The organism is Pauljensenia sp. C0170B5 (genome assembly GCF_056590195.1).
On sequence record NZ_JBWPVR010000002.1, the window covers coordinates 214,544 to 232,323 of the forward strand.

Annotated in this window: 18 protein-coding genes; all 18 read right to left on the bottom strand. The window is 61.0% G+C overall.

What is annotated here, in order from left to right; translation table 11 throughout:
• Positions 1-5 precede the first annotated feature (5 nt).
• The 18 genes from AC1EJZ_RS04245 to rsmH all read right to left on the bottom strand — a co-directional run bounded on the left by AC1EJZ_RS04245 (position 6) and on the right by rsmH (position 17,766).
• On the bottom strand, positions 6-485 hold the full coding sequence (locus tag AC1EJZ_RS04245) for a GNAT family N-acetyltransferase (RefSeq protein ID WP_092648476.1): 480 nt from the start codon (positions 483-485) through the stop codon (positions 6-8).
• A complete protein-coding gene (locus AC1EJZ_RS04250) occupies positions 482-1,408 on the bottom strand; it encodes an RluA family pseudouridine synthase (protein ID WP_070725878.1) in 927 nt (308 codons plus the stop codon). Before AC1EJZ_RS04250 ends, AC1EJZ_RS04245 begins: the two co-directional genes overlap by 4 nt.
• Entirely contained in the window at positions 1,401-1,919 is a 519-nt protein-coding gene (gene lspA, locus AC1EJZ_RS04255) for a signal peptidase II (protein ID WP_227469200.1), read from the bottom strand. The genes AC1EJZ_RS04250 and lspA overlap by 8 nt, the downstream gene beginning before the upstream one ends.
• Positions 1,920-2,000: 81 nt before the next feature.
• On the bottom strand, positions 2,001-2,642 hold the full coding sequence (locus AC1EJZ_RS04260) for a DivIVA domain-containing protein (protein WP_058236864.1): 642 nt from the start codon (positions 2,640-2,642) through the stop codon (positions 2,001-2,003).
• A 228-nt stretch (positions 2,643-2,870) separates the two neighbouring features.
• Positions 2,871-3,179, bottom strand: coding sequence for a YggT family protein (locus tag AC1EJZ_RS04265; RefSeq protein ID WP_058236473.1), 309 nt, complete (start codon positions 3,177-3,179; stop codon positions 2,871-2,873).
• The gene (locus tag AC1EJZ_RS04270) at positions 3,179-3,646 is read right to left on the bottom strand and encodes a cell division protein SepF (protein WP_058236472.1); all 468 of its coding nucleotides are present in this window, start codon (positions 3,644-3,646) and stop codon (positions 3,179-3,181) included. Before AC1EJZ_RS04270 ends, AC1EJZ_RS04265 begins: the two co-directional genes overlap by 1 nt.
• Positions 3,647-3,704: 58 nt before the next feature.
• Complete coding sequence (locus AC1EJZ_RS04275; RefSeq protein ID WP_257590405.1) at positions 3,705-4,427, bottom strand: purine nucleoside phosphorylase YfiH/LACC1 family protein; 723 nt, start codon at positions 4,425-4,427, stop codon at positions 3,705-3,707.
• A gap of 3 nt (positions 4,428-4,430) precedes the next feature.
• Positions 4,431-5,690 (bottom strand): cell division protein FtsZ, encoded by a 1,260-nt coding sequence (gene ftsZ, locus AC1EJZ_RS04280; protein WP_092648475.1) that lies wholly within the window; start codon positions 5,688-5,690, stop codon positions 4,431-4,433.
• Between the two features lie 120 nt (positions 5,691-5,810).
• Positions 5,811-6,797, bottom strand: a complete 987-nt coding sequence (locus AC1EJZ_RS04285; RefSeq protein ID WP_162272392.1) for a cell division protein FtsQ/DivIB — start codon at positions 6,795-6,797, stop codon at positions 5,811-5,813.
• On the bottom strand, positions 6,794-8,191 hold the full coding sequence (gene murC / locus AC1EJZ_RS04290; RefSeq protein WP_092648473.1) for a UDP-N-acetylmuramate--L-alanine ligase: 1,398 nt from the start codon (positions 8,189-8,191) through the stop codon (positions 6,794-6,796). The genes AC1EJZ_RS04285 and murC overlap by 4 nt, the downstream gene beginning before the upstream one ends.
• Positions 8,188-9,303: an undecaprenyldiphospho-muramoylpentapeptide beta-N-acetylglucosaminyltransferase gene (gene murG / locus AC1EJZ_RS04295; protein ID WP_070725884.1), complete on the bottom strand. Its 1,116-nt coding sequence runs from the start codon at positions 9,301-9,303 to the stop codon at positions 8,188-8,190. The genes murC and murG overlap by 4 nt, the downstream gene beginning before the upstream one ends.
• Positions 9,300-10,625, bottom strand: coding sequence for an FtsW/RodA/SpoVE family cell cycle protein (locus AC1EJZ_RS04300; RefSeq protein ID WP_227469203.1), 1,326 nt, complete (start codon positions 10,623-10,625; stop codon positions 9,300-9,302). Before AC1EJZ_RS04300 ends, murG begins: the two co-directional genes overlap by 4 nt.
• Before the next feature lie 12 nt (positions 10,626-10,637).
• Entirely contained in the window at positions 10,638-12,071 is a 1,434-nt protein-coding gene (gene murD, locus AC1EJZ_RS04305; RefSeq protein WP_092648471.1) for a UDP-N-acetylmuramoyl-L-alanine--D-glutamate ligase, read from the bottom strand.
• Entirely contained in the window at positions 12,071-13,156 is a 1,086-nt protein-coding gene (gene mraY, locus AC1EJZ_RS04310) for a phospho-N-acetylmuramoyl-pentapeptide-transferase (RefSeq protein ID WP_092649085.1), read from the bottom strand. The genes murD and mraY overlap by 1 nt, the downstream gene beginning before the upstream one ends.
• Positions 13,153-14,586 carry a UDP-N-acetylmuramoyl-tripeptide--D-alanyl-D-alanine ligase gene (locus AC1EJZ_RS04315; RefSeq protein ID WP_480293999.1) on the bottom strand — a complete coding sequence of 478 codons (1,434 nt, stop codon included), beginning with the start codon at positions 14,584-14,586 and terminating at the stop codon, positions 13,153-13,155. The genes mraY and AC1EJZ_RS04315 overlap by 4 nt, the downstream gene beginning before the upstream one ends.
• Before the next feature lie 34 nt (positions 14,587-14,620).
• Positions 14,621-16,363, bottom strand: a complete 1,743-nt coding sequence (locus AC1EJZ_RS04320) for a peptidoglycan D,D-transpeptidase FtsI family protein (RefSeq protein WP_092648469.1) — start codon at positions 16,361-16,363, stop codon at positions 14,621-14,623.
• 24 nt (positions 16,364-16,387) lie between these two features.
• A complete protein-coding gene (ftsL, locus tag AC1EJZ_RS04325) occupies positions 16,388-16,786 on the bottom strand; it encodes a cell division protein FtsL (protein WP_092648468.1) in 399 nt (132 codons plus the stop codon).
• Positions 16,783-17,766 carry a 16S rRNA (cytosine(1402)-N(4))-methyltransferase RsmH gene (rsmH, locus tag AC1EJZ_RS04330; RefSeq protein WP_480294000.1) on the bottom strand — a complete coding sequence of 328 codons (984 nt, stop codon included), beginning with the start codon at positions 17,764-17,766 and terminating at the stop codon, positions 16,783-16,785. Before rsmH ends, ftsL begins: the two co-directional genes overlap by 4 nt.
• Positions 17,767-17,780: the final 14 nt, after the last annotated feature.

A 17,780-nucleotide genomic window follows, 5' to 3' on the forward strand; every position in this document is an offset into this window, starting at 1 on the left:
ACGTGTCATCTTAATGGTTCTGCAGTGCCCTCGATGAGCTGAGCGAGGTGACGATGCTCAATTCCTGCATCCCAGAATGTATCGTCGCCGTGTGACGCATATCCGAGGCGTTCGTAGAATCCCTGTGCCTGCAGTTGCGCGTCGAGGTCGACCCGGGCGTGCCTGCCGGCAGGGGTTCGTCGTGTGACTTCTTCGTGCAGAGCATTGACGAGGGCGGCTCCGCATCCACTGCCGCGTGCCTCCTGTCTGACAGCAAGGCGCCCCAGGTGATAGCAATCATCACCATCCGGGATGAGGCGCACGGTTCCAACAGGGTGGCCAGCCTCGTCCTCGGCAATGAATTGGGTGACGGCGGGGTTGAAGTCGCGTGCATCAATTTCAAGGACCATAGGAACGTGCTGTTCAACAACGAACACATCCCACCTGATCGAGATAATGGCGAAGCGGTCGGAGTCGGTGGCGCGTCGGACGTGAAGAGTGGTCATCGTGGTTTTCTCAGGAGGGTGAGGGCAGCATCAAGGTCGTCCATGTACGGTGCGTCCACGGTGACGTGTTTGCCGGTGCGTGGGTGTGCGAAGCCGAGCTGGACGGCGTGCAACCATTGACGTTCCAAGCCGAGGCGTTCAGCCTGCGTGGGGTCAGCGCCGTAGAACACGTCGCCGACACACGGATGGTTGACCGCTGCCATGTGGACGCGGATCTGGTGTGTGCGGCCGGTTTCCAGGTGGATTGACAGCAGGGCTGCACCAGCCATGAGTTCAAGGGTGTCGTAATGTGTCACGGCACGCTTGCCACCTTCGATAACGGCCATGCGCCATTCGCGCGACGGATGGCGGCCAATGGGCGCGTCGATGGTGCCCGATGGCGGATCCAGGTGTCCGGCGACCACGGCATGGTAAATCTTCGTGACGGTGCGTTCCTTGAAGGCCCGTTTCATCACCGAATATGCCAGTTCGGATTTGGCGACCATCATGGCGCCAGATGTACCCACATCCAGGCGGTGCACGATTCCCTGGCGTTCGGGCGGGCCTGACAGTGCGATGCGGAAGCCTGCGGCTTCCAGGTTGCCGATCACTGTGGGACCGGTCCATCCCGGGCCCGTGTGTGCCGCAACGCCGACAGGTTTGTTGACCACGACGATGTCGTCATCATCGTAGAGGATGTCCATGCCGGTCACGGGTGCCGGCTGCACACGGTGCTGCGGTATGTCGACTTCAATGAGGTCCTGAAGGCTGAGCCGGTCCGACTTCCGACTGACGGCACCGTTGATGCGCACGTGTCCTGCGCTGGCAAGGTCACCGGCCTGAGAGCGTGACATGCCGAGCATGCGTGAGAGTGCCACGTCCACGCGGGTATCGACCAGCGCGTCCGGCACTGGCAGGTAGCGGTGCTCGAACTCGTCACTCATCGGTGCGCGCACCGGAATGGGAGTGTTCTGTTCGCAGGAAGATGATCACCATCGACACTGCTGCCACAACGATCCAGATATCGGCAACGTTGCCAACGAAGTAGTCGTTGTAGTTGATGAAGTCAACGACGTGTCCGCGCCCGAACGAGGGAGGCTGCACGAGGCGATCCACCAGGTTACCCGCCGCTCCCCCGGCAAGAAGACCCACCACGGCTGCCACACTCGTGGAGGTGATTTTCGGCAGGACCCAGATGATGACGCCGAGCACGACCACTGAGATGATCGTGAAAATCCACGTTGAGCCTGCCCCCATCGAGAAGGCGGCTCCGGAGTTCCTGACCAGCTGGAGACTCAGGAAGTCACCAATAAGTGGACGGCGCTGCCCCTCGGACAACGAGGACAAAGCCCAGAACTTCGTGACCTGGTCACTGATCAGTGCGACGAGTGCTACAACTATGGCGCTGACCAGTGGGCGCCGTGACACATTCGTTGCAGCTGGACTCGTTGACACATGTTCTCCTAACAGGTGGGGCATAAATGTGGCGGCAGCGTCTGGTACGCCGCCGCCACACAGTCATTGGCTTGAGAAACGTCAGTTTTCCGAGCTGTCCTCGTTCACTTCGGTCAGAAGTTTCTCGAGGTGAGTGCGGATGGACTGACGGTATTCCGTCTCGAATCCACGCAACTCGTTGATCTTGTTTTCCAGCAGTCCGCGCTCCTGGTCGAGCTGAGCAAGGATCGTTTCATGCTTGCTCTCTGCGTCGGCAACGATCTCATCGCCCTTGGTGCGAGCTTCAGCAATGATGCGTTCTGATTCTTCGCGGCCGTCGCGCACGTACTCGTCGTGGACGCGCTGCGCCAAAGCAAGCATCGAGGTTGCGGATTCGGGTTCGCTGGGCGTGGCAGGCTGAACCGGCTGCACAGGCTGAACGGGTTCTGGTTCTGGTTCTGGTTCGGGCTGCGCGACCTGCGGTTCTTCCTCGACAACAGGCTGAGCAGTTTCGGCAGGAGTGGAGAAGCCAGATGCGTCGGCCGAACCTTCCTGGAGTTCGGTGATGCGGCGTTCGGCTGCTTCAAGCTTTTCCTGGAGATTCTGCTTCTCCATGTTCAGGTAGTAGATCGTCGCAACGACTCGGTCGAGAAAATTGTCAACCTCGACGGGGTCGTAGCCTTCACGGAACTTCACTGCCTGGAAGTTCTTGTTCAGAACTTCGTCCGTTGTCAGCAGCTGAATCTGTTCCTGACCTGTGGGCTCGTCCATTTCCTCACCTCTCGGTATCTGCCCTGTCGAACGCCGATTGGTAACCGCCCGACGATCGTGGTGTCACCAGCATTCAACCTGATGACACTGATTGTAAGTGATACTTATTCTATCGGACACATGAATCACTGAGGCAACTTCAGTCACAGCGACATCACATTCCAATATGCGTTTCAATTAATCTACCGTTTGAACGCCTAACTAGCCAAATACCATCATCAATCGTGCAACGCGCTGAAGAAGCAGAATACCGATGAACAGCACCATGAAACCGACATCGAGTGCGATCCCGTTACCCAGTCTGAGCGGCGGAATGTAGCGACGCAGGAAACGCAGAGGTGGGTCAGTCAACGCGTAGAGCACATTACCGATCACAATGACGGCCGTTGCTCGCGGATGCCAGTCGCGGGCAAGAATACGGATCCAGTCAAAGATCATCCGTCCAAACAGCACCAGCAGGTACAAGCTGGCACAGAAGTGTACAGCGGCGCCGAGTATGTACACGGGCATTACTCTGCCTGGCTGAACAGCTCCGCACCGTGGGAGGGGGCCATTCCGGATGACACCTTGACAGATCGCGGCGACAGCAGGTAGACGCGTTGAGTCACGCGTTCAAAGTGTCCGCGCAGGCCGTACACCAGCCCGGCGGAGAAATCGATCACGCGGCGCGCTTCATTGTCAGGCAGGTCGGTCATGTTGACGATGACAGGGATATCGCTGCGGAAGGCGTCGCCGATGCTGCGCGCATCCGCATAGGAGGTGGCGTGAATGGTCTGAATTCGGGCCAGATCATTCGGCTCAGTTTGCTGCACTGTTTCAGTGCGGCGCACTGCAGGTGTGGGTTCATAGTCGGACAGTTCAGTGACGTCTGCCCACTGTCCGGGCTCTTCCTGTTCCATTTCGGGTTCATCGAACTCGTCGTCGGATGTGTCCCATCCCATGAATTTCTTCGCGCGCGTAGAAAATGATTCCGCCATCGTTTCTCCTCTGTCAGGCCGCTGATCTCACGCTAATCGAGAAGATAACGCACAGGCCTCAAGTTGCCTCGGCATGTCGCAACGATGGCGAAATGATCAATGCCTGGCGTCCGCAGGTGGGGTCGCGCCTGTAGGAGTGGAGGGCCGGCGTTTCCCGGGTGCACCGCAGGTCGTGTTCAATTGTGTCGACGCCTGCTTCGCGCAGTTCGCTGCATACCCCCTCGCGAAGATCAAGGCCGGGGGTGCCCCAACTGGTGTGGGTACACATATGTGGTCGAACGGCTGCTACGTCGTCCCACAGCGCGCGGTCCACCTCGTAGCATTGGCCGCATATGCAGGCACCGACAAAGGCGCTGATCGGCTCCGCGCTCATGCGGCGAATCCGGCGAACTGTCGCGCTGAGTATTCCACCGAGCAGCCCCGTGCGTCCGGCGTGGATCGCCGCCAGGATCGTCCCATGAGCTGCACTCAGGCACACAGGCACGCAGTCGGCAACCATCACGGCCAGTCCCGTGCGTGGCCCCTCGGCCAGATTGACGACGAGGGCGTCTGCGTCAATGTGGTCGCTGATCGCATCGACGACGTGGACACGCGTGGAGTGCGTCTGGTCCATCCAGGTCAGCGGGCTTCCGGTCAGCTTGCTCAGGTGATCGCGGCGCTTCGCCACTGCCTGAGCATCATCGCCAACGTGGTATCCCACGTTATTGCGAAGTGGGCAGGTGCCCGACCCCGCTTCCGTGTGCGTGATCAGGGCGCCTGCCCACTCGATCGGTGTGATCATGTTTCAGCGCAGAAAATCAGGAATGTCCAGGTCGTCAGCGGAGTCATCCTCGTCGAAGATGCGCGGCACTTCCAGCGAATCGGCATCTCGCGGAGCAGGCTGAGCACTGGGCACATCCGACGGTGTGGCGGACGGCGCCTGCGTGCGGGTAGGCACGCGAGGTTCTGCACGATGTGCGGGGCGAACCGGCGTCTGGGAAATGGTTCCCGCTGAGCGTTCACGCAAGGGTTCTTCCGCAGACTTCGGGGCCGGCGCGGCGACAGGTGCCGGCTGTTCCGGCTTCTTCGCTGTCGCATCGGTGTTACCTGACGTCACGGGCTGGTCGTCAAATCCGGCCGCAATGATGGTGACGCGGATCTCGTCGCCCAGCGAATCGTCAACGACGTTGCCGAAGATGATGTTGGCTTCAGGGTGAGCGGCTTCGCGCACCAGCAGTGCGGACTGGTAGATCTCCTGCAGGCCAACATCCGAGCCACCCTGGAAGAACATGAGGACGCCGTGAGCGCCGTCAATGCTGGCTTCAAGCAGCGGGGAGGAAATCGCGGTTTCCACGGCGCGCAGCGCGCGGTCATCACCTGTAGCAGCACCGATACCCATCAGCGCGGATCCGGCATCCTGCATCACGGACTTCACGTCGTTGAAGTCGACGTTGATCAGACCCGGGGTGGTGATGAGTTCAGTGATTCCCTGCACTCCCGAGAGCAGGACCTGGTCGGCTGCCTGGAATGCTTCAAGGATCGAGATATTGGGATCCGAGATGGACAGCAGGCGATCATTCGGGATGACGATCAGCGTGTCGACTTCTTTGCGCAGTGCCTCAACGCCCTGTTCACCCTGGGCGGCGCGACGCATGCCTTCAAAGGAAAAGGGGCGGGTGACGACGCCGACTGTCAGAGCGCCGGAGTCGCGGGCGGCTTTGGCAACGATGGGGGCTGCGCCCGTTCCCGTGCCGCCTCCTTCACCGGCGGTGACGAACACCATGTCGGCGCCTTCAAGGGCGGCCTTGATGTCATCGATGTGGTCTTCAGCTGCCTGACGGCCCACTGACGGGTCAGCTCCCGCTCCCAGGCCGTGGGTCAGGTCGCGACCGATATCAAGTTTGGTTTCAGCATCTGACATCAGCAGAGCCTGGGCGTCTGTGTTCACCGCAATGAATTCGACGCCTTTGAGTTCTGCTTCGATCATTCGGTTAACAGCATTGACGCCGCCGCCGCCGACTCCGACCACCTTGATCACTGCGAGGTGGTTTTGAGGTCCTGCCATTTTGTGCCCCTCCCACTCAACCCTCAACCTCAAGTTGAAGGTTGGTGTTTCTCCTGTATTCTGCCGGAAAGACGGTAGAAAACAACACCTCAAACTGCAAGGAAAGATGTGGGCGTGTCGCTAGGACGTGACCGGCCGGGTCGGAGAACTTACGTCATAGACCTGCGCAGGTCGTTGGTCGATCAGAACCTTCAGGACGCGTGACTTCAGATCCGAATCATCCTGGGTCCCCCACCGCACCACACGGTTATCCGCCAAGGTAATGGTCAGCTGCTGTCCGTCGGCACTGATCTTTCCTGTCATCTGACGCAGCTCAGAACTGAGCGCCGCCCACACCGTCTGGACCTGCTCAATTGCCTGCGCTCTGAGAGGGTCCTCAGATGGAAGCGCGACAACAGGCAGACCCTCGGGCGGATCCCCGGGTATCTCCACGCCGTCCTCGTCAATGACGCGGGCATTTTCACCGACCATTTCCACCATCACTGGCCTGCGAACGGTGATCGTAATGGTCAGCCCATCGGGCCACGAACGCTGCACCTGGCTGTCGCGTACCAGCGTCAGCGAATTCACAGCCTGCACAACTGATGACATCGACAGTCGCGTAATCGGGGTTCCGCTGAATTCGTCGACGCTGGCAATCACCTGCTCGGCCGGTACGACGTCATTCGCGCCCTCGACGGTGATGCGCGAGGTCGTGAGGGCGAAAAGTGGCGAAAAGAAGATGGCCCAGATCGCCGCTGCAGCAAGGAGGACAGTGACAATAATCGACATCAGAGTGCGAAGAGACAGCCGTCTACGTGCTTTGCGTCGTTCATCAAGACGGGTGACCTTCGAGTTTTTCTGGCCCCTCGCGCGCCGCTCGCCGAATGCGTCGACCGCACTGGACGAGGACAGCGGCGTGCGCATCTGGCGTGGCCCGCGGATACGTTCCACCGACGCGGATCGCGTGGCCGACGCAGATCGCTGAGTCGAGGCGGGCCGCCTGCTCGATTCGGAATGCTGCGTTGATGCGGATCGCCCACCGATTGCATGGCGATCATGCACGGTGGAGCGTTCAGGCTGTTCGGCAGGCTCGTGGGGAGGGCGAGGCCGGGGTGGTTGCCTCACTGCACGTCCCCGTTGCGCCATTCATCGAGAACGTCATCCGCGCATTGCGTGATTGAGCCGGCACCCATGGTCATCACTATGCCATGTTCTCCTGTCTGACGCGCTGCCAGGCGGGCAGCTTCATGCATGTCCGGGATCCATTGGGCTCCAGGCAGGTGCGCCACGATCAATCCAGAGTCGACTCCCTCGATCGGATCTTCACGCGCCGGGTAAATATCGGTGACGACCACATGATCCGCGTGCGCCAGAGCGTCAGCGAAACGCTGGGCAAAAGCACGTGTGCGACTAAGCAGATGCGGCTGGAAGACGACGGTTACCTCGCCGCCGTCAGCTACGATCCGGGCCTGCCTGAGAGCTGCTTCCACCTCGGTCGGGTGGTGCGCGTAGTCATCAATAACGCGTCTGGAGCCCACCTGGCCGCGAAGTTCGAATCGGCGACCTGTACTTGAAAAATGCGACAGACCGTTGGCAAGACGGCCGGCATCGACCCCCAGCGCGCATCCTGCCGCCCATGCACCCGCCGCGTTGAGCACGTTATGATCACCCACCACGGCGAGGCGAATCGTCGCCTCCAGCGTGTCAGGTCCGCACAGGTGGGCGCTCGAGCCATGATCAGTTGTCGCAACATCAGTTATCGTCACATCCGGCACCGCCTCACAGTGTTCAGGGCGGCCATAGGTCAGCGTGGTGATGCCATCGCGACGAGCTGCCTGCGCCAACGCCCGCGCACCTCGATCTTCCGCGCAGCACACCAGTGTTCCACCGGCAACGATGCGGTGCGCAAAGTCCACAAATGCCTGCTCGAACGCCTCCGTTGAGCCGTAGTGATCCAGGTGGTCCGGCTCAACATTGGTGACGAGGGCGACTGTCGGATGGTAGTTCAGGAATGAGCCATCGGATTCATCTGCCTCGGCCACAAAAATGTCTCCGCCGCCCAGGTGCGCACCAGTGCCAAATTGGGGCACGATACCGCCGACCGCGCACGAGGGATCCTCCCCTGCTTCAGCTAACGCAATAGTCAACATGGCAGATGTCGTAGTCTTGCCGTGCGCGCCGGCAACAGCGACAAAACGCATGCCCCTGGCGGCATAGGCAAGTGCCTGGGAGCGGTGAATAACACTCTGGCCACGCTCGGTGGCACGGACCAGTTCCGGATTCGTTGGACGCACTGCCGTCGAGACTACAACTGTGGCGTCGGCCGGGACCCGATCGGCGTCATGGCCGACATAGGCGTCAATTCCCGCTGCCTGAAGCCTGTCAATGACAGATGACGGATTCTGATCCGACCCGCTGACGGTACAACCACGAGCATGAAGCAGCTCTGCCACCACGCTCATACCGGCTCCGCCGACGCCAATGAGATGAACTGTGCTGATACCGGTTTGCGCGTTCATCTGCACATCTCCTCCACGAGGTCTGTCAGGCGCTCAGCGGCGTTGGCAGAGGATCCATGAGCTGACGCGCTGCGCATCCGGCTGAGGCGCTCCTGGTCAGTCAGTATGCCCATGACGTCGGTGCGTGCGCGTTCAACGGTGAAGTGCGCGTCGTTGATCAGCTCTGCACCGCCTGCTGCGACGTGGTCATGCGCATTCAGACGCTGCTCACCGTTGCCGATCGGGAGGGGGACATAGACGGCAGGCAGTCCGAGGGCGCTCAGCTCCGCGACGGTGCCGGCACCTGAGCGGCAGACCACCAGGTCGGCCACGGCCAGCGCATCATGCATGTCAGTTGTGTAGTCCACCACGTGCCATCGGTGAGCCACTCCCGCCTCGTCAATACTGGCACGCACGGCATCGTCCTTGCCTTTACCGGTCAGGTGCAGAACCTGACAGCCCTCAGGCAGCTCGGAGGCGATGGATGCCATGACTGTGTTGATGTGAAGCGCCCCCAGGGAGCCGCCCGTGATGACCAGCGTGGTCAGATCCGGGTCAAGTCCGAAGCGCTGCGCGCCTTCGACGCGGGCGGTGCGGGCACCCTCGTCGGTGGTTCGCAGATGCGCCAGGCGCGCGATCTGCGGGCGGAGGGGCAATCCGACGACCTCGGTGCGTCCCTGTCGTGCTGCAAGCGGCGTGGAAGCGAACGTGAGTGCGACGAGGGCGGCCCATCTGGCTCCCAGTCGGTTCGCCAGGCCGGGGCGCGCATTTTGTTCATGAATGGCGATCGGGATGTGCTCTGAACGTGCGGCAAAGTAGGCGGGGGTGGAGACGTATCCACCAAAACCCAACAACCCGTCAGCTCCTGTGATCACGTTGCGGGACTGCGCGATTGCGTGGCGCAGTCGCTGCGGAACTGTCAGCAATGCCGGGGTGGGTCGGCGTGGCAGGGGCACACGTTCAATTTCGTGAAACTCAAATCCTGCTGCCGGGACCAGATCTGCTTCCAGGCCTTCGCGCGTGCCGAGGATTCGCACATCCCATCCGCGCTCACGCAGGCACGTGGCCGTTGCCAGCAACGGATTGACGTGACCGGCTGTGCCGCCGCCTGCCAGAACTATTGTGTGTGTCATCGCGCCTTCTGTGCCTGTCGTACTGGTCGTGTGCGCGCGGGACGCTTGTGAATGCGTCGGCGTGGATCGCGTCCTGCGGAAGCCTCGTCGGGAGAGCCGAACATTCGCATGCGAGCATTCGCGCGCGCACATGACGCTACCACCCCAACAGCGCTAGCGGTAAATACGAACGCCGAACCGCCAGAGGACACCAGCGGCAACGGCACGCCGATCACCGGGCCGATGCCGGTTACCGACATGACGTTGATGACGGTCTGAACAGCGATCCACGATGCGATGCCGCCGCACATAACAGCGGCAAAAAGCGATGTGGTTTCCCTGCTGACGCGCACCATTCCCCACACCATCAGCATCATGAGAACCAGGACCGAGCATGTGCCCAGCAGGCCGAACTCCTCGCCCACGATGGCAAGGATGAAGTCGGTGTGCGCGGCCTGGAGGTATTCCCACTTTTCACGCGATGCGCCCGGTCCCAGCCCCATCAGCCCTCCAGAGCCGAATGCCCACAGCGCGTGGTCGATCTGTTCGGGAGCTGAGGTGGAGCGCTCCGGCCCCATGCCGGGAATAATGGCGATGATGCGCCTCAGTCGCGTGGGGTTCTGCACGACGAGGAATGCCAGAATCGGGATTGCTGCCAGGATCGCATAGCCGAACCACTTCCTGGGCAGTCCTGCCACCCACAGCGCGCCAAAGGCACACGTGGCGACGACGAGGGCTGTCCCCATGTCGTGTCCGAGCATGACCAGGCCAAGCGCAACGGCGGTCGCACCACCACAGCGGATCGCCATTTGCTTGAAGTCATCACGGCGCGAATCCCTGCGGGCGACGAGCTGGGCCAAAGCGATGATGAGCGCCAGTTTAAGCAGTTCGGATGGCTGGATCAGGAACGGCAGACCGGGAATATGGATCCAGTTCGTGTTGCCGCCCTCGGCACGGCCAAACAGCGGCACCATGACCAGGGCCTGGAGGAGGCAGGCGAGTGCGAACAGCACAAGGGCTCCGGCGTAGTAGACCTTCTCGGGCACCATCTGTGCCACGAACATCATGATGAGCCCGATTGTCGTCAGCGCCAGCGGCTTCAGGAAAGCGATATAGGGGTTTTCACCCTGGGCAATGTTGGTGACGGCGGAGGCAGAAAACCCCATGAGCAGTCCGATCAGTGCCAGCAGCACTGCGGGGATGATGACGAGGTAGTAGGACGTGACAGGCGAGGATTCACGCGCGGCAGATGACTGGCCTTCCCGCCCGAAGCGGATCGCCGGTATGCGATGCCACAGGCGCGCCAGCCGTTCGCGCGGACTGCGGGTCACCTGGTCCGCCACAATCTGCCTCCCCTACTTGTTGGTGTTCCACATGTCTTCCAGGCGCTGCACCGCCTGGGCAAAAACATCGCCTCGCTGGCCGTAGTTGTCGAACTGATCCCACGATGCGGTTGCCGGAGCCAGCAACACGGTGTCGCCCGGTCGCGACAGGCCAACCGCCTCGTTCACCACCGAGAACATCCAGTCATCATGACCATCGACTTCCACGACAGGCACCGACGGAGCGTGCGCCGCCAGTGAGTTCCTCAAAAGCGCCCGGTCGACGCCAATGAGCACCACGCCGCGCAACAACGGGGCGACGCGGGTGACAAGGTCGTCGAAGTTCTGCCCCTTTGCGTCTCCCCCAGCAATCCAGATGGCAGTTCCCGGCGTGACACCAGCCAGGGAAGCAGCGGCGGCATGCGCATTGGTGGCTTTTGAATCATCAATCCACGTCATGTCCGCTGCGTGCGAGATAATGGCTCGCCGGTGGGCGGGTTGCGTGAAAGTGCGCAGACCCTCTGCAACAGCTTCGGGCGTCACTCCGTGTGCGCGTGCAAGAGCGGCGGCCGCCAGCGCATCCATCAGGAGTGCGGGCGAGGGCTGTGCACCGGAGACATGAACGAGGTCATCGAATTCAGCCAGATGCAATGCGTGCGTGCGTCGTTCATCCAGAAAGGCCCGATCGACGAGGGTGTCCTCGACAATGCCGACCTGTGAGACAGCAGGGGTGCCCAGTGTAAATCCGATGGCGCGCGCCCCTTCAATGACGTCCGCGTTCTCCACCATTTTTTCGATGCGACGGTCAGCTGACGGATAAACGCATGCGATGCGTGTGTTTTCGTAGATGCGTGCCTTTGCCTGCGCGTAGGCCTCGACACTGCCGTGCCAGTTCAGATGGTCGGCATCGACGTTGAGGACAACGGACGCTTCCGGGGATACGGTGCGGGTCGAATACAGTTGGAATGAGGATGCCTCCACTGCAAACACGTCAGCATCATCGTCAATGAGCTGCGTGATGGGGACGCCGATATTGCCTACTTCGAGGGCATTCTCTCCGCCTGCGCGCAGCATGGCCGCCAGCATCGAAACCGTTGTGGTCTTGCCGTTCGTACCGGTGACCATCAGCCAGGGGCGGCCTGCATGCAGGCCGGATTCCTGCAGGAGCCACGCCAGTTCCATCTCGCCGACGATTGGGATATCCGCAGACAATGCCGATTGCCATACTGGCTCGTGGGGTGCGATTCCCGGAGACATGACGATCAGGTCGGGCGCGGTCTGCACGACGCGTGTGGCCAGTTCATCGGCGTCAGCGATAACCTCGACACGGTCGTTGTTTTCGGCAACGTCGTGCTGGTCGAAGCCCGTGACGTCCCAGCCTCGTGAACTCAGGGCGCGGCCTGCGGCCCGACCGGACATTCCCCATCCGATGATTGCTGCACGACCGGGTTGGGGCAGTTGTTCCATTACAGCCATGACACCCACTCCGCGTAGAACAGGCCGACGCCGATCACTGCCAGGAGTGCGGCGATCAGCCAGAAACGGATCACGATGGTGATTTCTTTCCAACCCTTCAGTTCGAAGTGGTGGTGAAGCGGCGCCATGCGGAAGACACGTTTGCGCGTCATTTTGAACACACTGATCTGGATAACGTCAGACATCGTGATGATGACGAAGAGTCCGCCGATGATAACGGCCAGGAACTCCGTGTTCGTGAAAATCGACATGCCGGCGACTGCGCCGCCCAGGGCGAGAGATCCGGTGTCCCCCATGAAGATCTGTGCGGGTGAGGCGTTGAACCAGAGGAAACCGGCCAGCGCTCCCACCAGGCCGGCGCAGAAAATTGCCAGTGACAAGGGGTCACGGGTCGTGTAGCAGGCTGCCGTGTTGATCGTCGTTCCCCAGCACGACTGTGTCACCTGAAAAACTGAGATCAGCGCGTACGCTCCGAAGACGAAGATTGATGCGCCGGTCGCCAGACCATCCAGGCCGTCTGTCAGGTTCACGGCGTTGGACCATGCGGCAACCAGAAAGTTGACCCACAGGACGAACAGGATGCCGCCCACGATGATGCCCGCGAACGCCAGATCGATACCGGTGGGACGTGCCACGGATATCGCCGTCGATCCAGGTGTGATGCCGCGTTCGTTGGGTCGCATCAGTGCCAAAATGGCGAAGATGGAGCCGATCGCCACCTGCATGATGATCTTCGCACCTGCGTGCAGGCCAAGGGATCGTTGTTTGCGTATTTTGATGCCGTCGTCGAGCAGGCCGACGATTCCCAAGCCGACAAAGAGGAATGCGAGCAGGAGTGATGAATAGGCGGGCAGCGTGCGGTTTACGGCGTTGCCAGCAAGCCACGCGATGATGGTGGCGCCAATGAAGACAACGCCACCCATTGTCGGTGTGCCACGTTTGGTCAGGTGTTGGGTGGGGCCGTCCTGGCGGATGAACTGTCCGTATTGGTGACGGACAAGGAATCGGATAAACAGGGGTGTCAGGCCCAGTGAGAGCACCAGGCCGACCGCGAATGACGCAATAACCCCGATCATCGACTGCACCCGCTTTCCATCAGTGTTGCGGCAATCTGCCACGCATGAGATCCGTATGAGCCTTTGACTAACACAATGTCGCCGTCACGAACGGCGCTGGTGAGTTCGCCCAGTGTCTCATTCCAGTCTTCACTGTATGTCACTTCGGTGCCTGAATCTGTTTTCGCCTGCGCGTGGGAGGCAAGTGGCTGCGCATCAGCTGACCACGTGAAGATATGGGACACGCCTGCATCAAGTGCCATTTGGGCAACGTCTCGGTGCAGGGCCTCGGACTGCTCCCCCAGCTCCAGCATGGCGCCCAGCACTGCCACGGTTCGCGCATTGCGTTGAGCACCCAGATGCTTCAGAGCGGTCAGTGCTGCGCGCATGGAATCCGGGTTGGCGTTGTAGGCGTCATCGATCAGGATGATGGTGCGTCCCTCGTCCAGCGTGACTGTCTCGATGTCCATCCTGTGTGGTGATGATGGCCCCGAAGCGGTCAGGACTTGCGCAATGGTCTGCGTGTCGACGCCGCACGCGTATGCTCCGGCTGCGGCTGCCAGCGCGTTGTGCACATGATGCGCACCCACCAGTGTCAGGTGCACGTGAGCACGTCCTTCGGGTGTGATTAGGTCGAATGCGGCGCGTTCGTCAGCGTCGATCGTAATGTTTTCCGCGCGGATCCACGTGTCGGTGAACTGCGGGTACTGAGTGCGCGTGGTGAATCCGATGATGCGTCCTGGCGCACGCTGAGCCATCGCCGCCACGTAGTCATCATCAGCGTTCAGTACAGCTGTCCCGTCAGGTTTCATGCCCTTAATCAGTTCGGCTTTTGCGGAGGCGGTGGCTTCGCGCGATCCAAAGCCTCCCAGATGCGCTGTGCCCACCATCAGTTCAATCGCCACATCCGGAGCGGCAATGCCGGTGAGCATGCGCAGATGTCCGGGCCCCGATGCACCCATTTCCAGCACCAGGTGACGTGTGTGTTCGTCGGCCTTGAGGACGGTCAGTGGCAGGCCAACCTCGTTATTGAAGGACAGTTTGGGCGCAACGGTCGGCCCGTCGGTCGCCATGAGCGCAGCAAGCAGATCCTTGGTGGTGGTTTTTCCGGCGGACCCTGTCACAGCGATGACATCGAGGGGGCCTGCCTGTCGCAGGTCCTCCAGATGTGCATGGGCGAGGACGCCGAGCGCCTCGGTCGATTCGGGGGTGACGATCTGGGTCAGTCCGGCCTGTGGTATTTCACGTTCGACCAGGGCGGCCACCGCTCCGTTGTCTCGCGCACTGGCGATGAAGTCGTGCCCGTCGGCGTTCTCGCCGCGACGGGCGACGTAGAGCGATCCTGCGGTTGCTTCACGCGAATCGGTGACCACTGGTCCCGTGACCGTCACATCGGGGCCGATCATCTGCCCGCCCACTGCTCGGGCTACCCATTCTGCTTGCCTGTTCATCGTCCTTCTTTCAGCAGGTTGTCCCTGTCCTCTATCATGAGCCCGGTCTAAGCGGGAATAGGTCTGCCTGTTCCTGTGATGCGGGAATTGCGAGATTTCGCACCGCCTGTGAGGCGACCTCCGCGAAGAGGGGCGCCGCCGAATCGGATGAGATCACTCCGACTTTCGGATTGTAGAGCACAACTGACACTGCGATCTGAGGCGCTTCGGCGGGGAGGACACCTGCCACAGTGGATACGGTTGCGGGCACGCCGTCCACGAAGATGTCAGCAGTACCCGTTTTGAGGGCCAGCCGGTATCCGTCGATCTTGGCTGTCTGTCCCGTGCCGACGTCCGTCGCCACGGTTGATTCCATCATCTTCAGCAGGTCGGATGCACTCTGTGCGCTCATCGCCTGGACTGGTTGGACTGGGTCGGGGGTATGGACAGTACCGTCGGCCAATTGCCACGAGTCGATGATGCGTGGCGGCATGCGCACGCCGCCGTTGCCGATTGTGGCCATCATCGTGGCTTCCTGGACGGCTGTCATGGAGTAGGACTGTCCGAACATGGACACCCATTTGTCTCGTCCGATCCACTGGTCGGGTGTGCGAACCACGCCGGATGATTCGCCGGCCAGTTCAATGCCGCTAGGGGCACCGAGACCCAGTTTCAGCATCATGTCATACCGGTCGGCATCGTCAACGGTCTGGCCAATCAGGATCGTGCCTGTGTTCGATGATTCTGCCAGGATTCCTGTTGCCGTCATTCGTTCTGTGGGATGCTCGTGGAAGTCACTAATCGGGCCGTCAGCTCCCGGCAGGCCGTCCAGAGAGTAGGGCACGGTAAATTCACTGGTCGGGGTGATTGTGCCTTTATTCAGGGCTGTGGCCGCAGTGACAACCTTGCCGACCGATCCGGGTTCAAATGCGTATTGGACGGCGGAAACCGGCTGAGGTGTGGCACTGTTGGGCGCGGTGGAATTGGAATCAGCCAGGGCGAGGATTCGTCCGGTCTTCACGTCGGTGATGACGACGGCACCCCAGTCGGCGCTGTGTGCTTTCACGCGCGCATCGAGGGCTTCCTGGACACCATGCTGAAGGTCGGCGCGAAGTGTTGTGCGCACCGATCCGCCTGAGACCGGTTCAACCACTGTGTGCTTTCCGCCCGGCATAATGGCGCCGTTCGGAGCAATTTCGAAGGCTTCACGTCCGGCGCTGCCCTGCAGAATCTGATCCATCGTGGCTTCAAGACCGGAGGCGCCGACCCCCTCGGCATTGATGGTGCCAATGACGGGACCTGCGGTCGAGCCATTGGGGTAGGTGCGCTCAAAAGCTGATTCCCACTCAATGCCGTAGATGTCCATGGCACGAATCTTGCGATAGGTCACCGCATCCACGTTCTTCTTGACGTAGGCATACGTCGAATCACCGACCATCAGTCCGCCCAGTTCGACCGGGTCCATCTTGAGCAGTGGGGCAAGCTGCGAGGCTGCTGCTGCCGGCCCGATCTGACCGTCATGTTCGTAGGTGCGGATATTGATCTGGTTGACGGCAATGTGGTAAGTCTGCACGGATTCAGCTAGAACGATTCCGGTGTCATCAGTAATGGAGCCACGTTGAGCGGTGATATCAGAGGCCGATGTTCGCACTTCGAGGCCTTCGGCAGCCAGAGCTGGCCCCTGGACGATTTGCAGCAGGAAGAGGCGCAGCACACATGCGCACAGTGCGAAAAGGGTGATGAACAAGATCCAGTGGGCGCGCCGAGCCGACTCCTGCCGCCCCGCACGAGTGTTCATCTAGTGAGCCTTTCTAGCTGCGCGTTATTCACTACGAAAAGCGGCCTGGCCGCCCTCGACGGTGCCGTTCGACAACGTGACGAACCCGGTGGGTCCTGCCGGAACCATACCAAGATCGCGTGCAGATTTTTCGAGGGCCTGAGGTGACGATGCGTTGTGCAGTTGCGTCTGCAGGGTCCACGCTTCAGCATCTAGCGCGTTGACCTCCAGCTGCATCTCCCTGATCTCAAACGCAGTTTCAGCCATCTGCGTGTTGACGACCAGCGGCACGACAATTGCCGCCAGCAGAATCGCGATCGCCAGGAGTGCGAGCGGGATGACTGAGCGCTGCGGAATCTTTCCCTCGATCAGGTGCAGGGTGGGCCGCAGCGTGTCGCGGGTACGGGATGCTGGACGTGTACGCGCCACTGCTTCGTTTGTCATTGTGGCCTCCATGGGGAACGGATTTCGACGGCACGCACGCGCACGGATCGTGATCGAGGGTTGGATTCCTGTTCAGCGCTGTCAGCTTGAAGAGCGCCACGTGTGACCAGTGTCAGTGTCGCCTTCATGGACTCAGGCACCACCGGCAGTCCGGGCGGCGCATTGTCACGGGCGCCCTGAGCGAAGATCTCTTTGACGATGCGGTCTTCGAGGGACTGGTAGGCTTCGACAACCATTCGTCCGCCCACGCGCAGATGGCTCAGTGCCTGCGGAATGGCGGCCCGCAAAATGTCCAGCTCGTTGTTGACGGCAATTCGCAGCGCCTGGAACGTGCGTTTGGAGGGGTTTCCGCCCGTGCGGCGTGCCGGCGCAGGGATGGCGCGTTTGACCAGATCCGCCAGCTGTCCGGTTCTCGTGATGGGCTGCTCGGCGCGCTCTTTGACAATCAACGTGGCGATGCGGTGCGCAAAGCGTTCCTGCCCGAAGGTGCGCAGGATGTCCGTCAGTTCCTGCACGCTCGCATCTGCAATGAGTTCGGCTGCGCTGCGTCCACGGGTCGGGTCCATGCGCATGTCGAGGGGTGCGTCATGCGCGTAGGAAAAGCCTCGCTCTGTCTCATCGAGCTGCAGTGAGGAGACGCCCAGATCCATCAGGACGGCATCTGCCAGTCCGTCTGCCGAGTGGTCGTCAATGACCTGGCCGATTTGATCGTATGTTGTGTTCACGGCTTCGAAGCGCTGTCCAAATTCGCGCAGACGTTCGCTTGCCAGCGCAATGGCCTGCGGGTCGCGGTCAATTCCGACCACACGGATATGGGGAAAGCGTGTCAAGGCTGCGTGCGTGTGACCGCCCATTCCCAGGGTGGCGTCGATCAGAAGAGAGTCGGGCCGAGTGAGGGCAGGGGCGAGCAGATCCATGCACTGGTCGACAAGGACGGGTGTGTGCAGCTGAGCTGCATCGCGTGTAGTTTCTGCGCTCACGTTGCCTCCTTGTC

What these genes read in the sequence shown, in the direction of transcription:
- AC1EJZ_RS04320 (WP_092648469.1), bottom strand. Translation starts at nt 16,363, where the DNA reads ATGAACACTCGTGCGGGGCGGCAGGAGTCGGCTCGGCGCGCCCACTGG.
- murC (WP_092648473.1), bottom strand. Translation starts at nt 8,191, where the DNA reads ATGAACGCGCAAACCGGTATCAGCACAGTTCATCTCATTGGCGTCGGC.
- AC1EJZ_RS04315 (WP_480293999.1), bottom strand. Translation starts at nt 14,586, where the DNA reads ATGAACAGGCAAGCAGAATGGGTAGCCCGAGCAGTGGGCGGGCAGATG.
- AC1EJZ_RS04265 (WP_058236473.1), bottom strand. Translation starts at nt 3,179, where the DNA reads ATGCCCGTGTACATACTCGGCGCCGCTGTACACTTCTGTGCCAGCTTG.
- ftsZ (WP_092648475.1), bottom strand. Translation starts at nt 5,690, where the DNA reads ATGGCAGGACCTCAAAACCACCTCGCAGTGATCAAGGTGGTCGGAGTC.
- mraY (WP_092649085.1), bottom strand. Translation starts at nt 13,156, where the DNA reads ATGATCGGGGTTATTGCGTCATTCGCGGTCGGCCTGGTGCTCTCACTG.
- ftsL (WP_092648468.1), bottom strand. Translation starts at nt 16,786, where the DNA reads ATGACAAACGAAGCAGTGGCGCGTACACGTCCAGCATCCCGTACCCGC.
- AC1EJZ_RS04275 (WP_257590405.1), bottom strand. Translation starts at nt 4,427, where the DNA reads ATGATCACACCGATCGAGTGGGCAGGCGCCCTGATCACGCACACGGAA.
- murD (WP_092648471.1), bottom strand. Translation starts at nt 12,071, where the DNA reads ATGGAACAACTGCCCCAACCCGGTCGTGCAGCAATCATCGGATGGGGA.
- murG (WP_070725884.1), bottom strand. Translation starts at nt 9,303, where the DNA reads ATGACACACACAATAGTTCTGGCAGGCGGCGGCACAGCCGGTCACGTC.
- AC1EJZ_RS04245 (WP_092648476.1), bottom strand. Translation starts at nt 485, where the DNA reads ATGACCACTCTTCACGTCCGACGCGCCACCGACTCCGACCGCTTCGCC.
- AC1EJZ_RS04270 (WP_058236472.1), bottom strand. Translation starts at nt 3,646, where the DNA reads ATGGCGGAATCATTTTCTACGCGCGCGAAGAAATTCATGGGATGGGAC.
- AC1EJZ_RS04250 (WP_070725878.1), bottom strand. Translation starts at nt 1,408, where the DNA reads ATGAGTGACGAGTTCGAGCACCGCTACCTGCCAGTGCCGGACGCGCTG.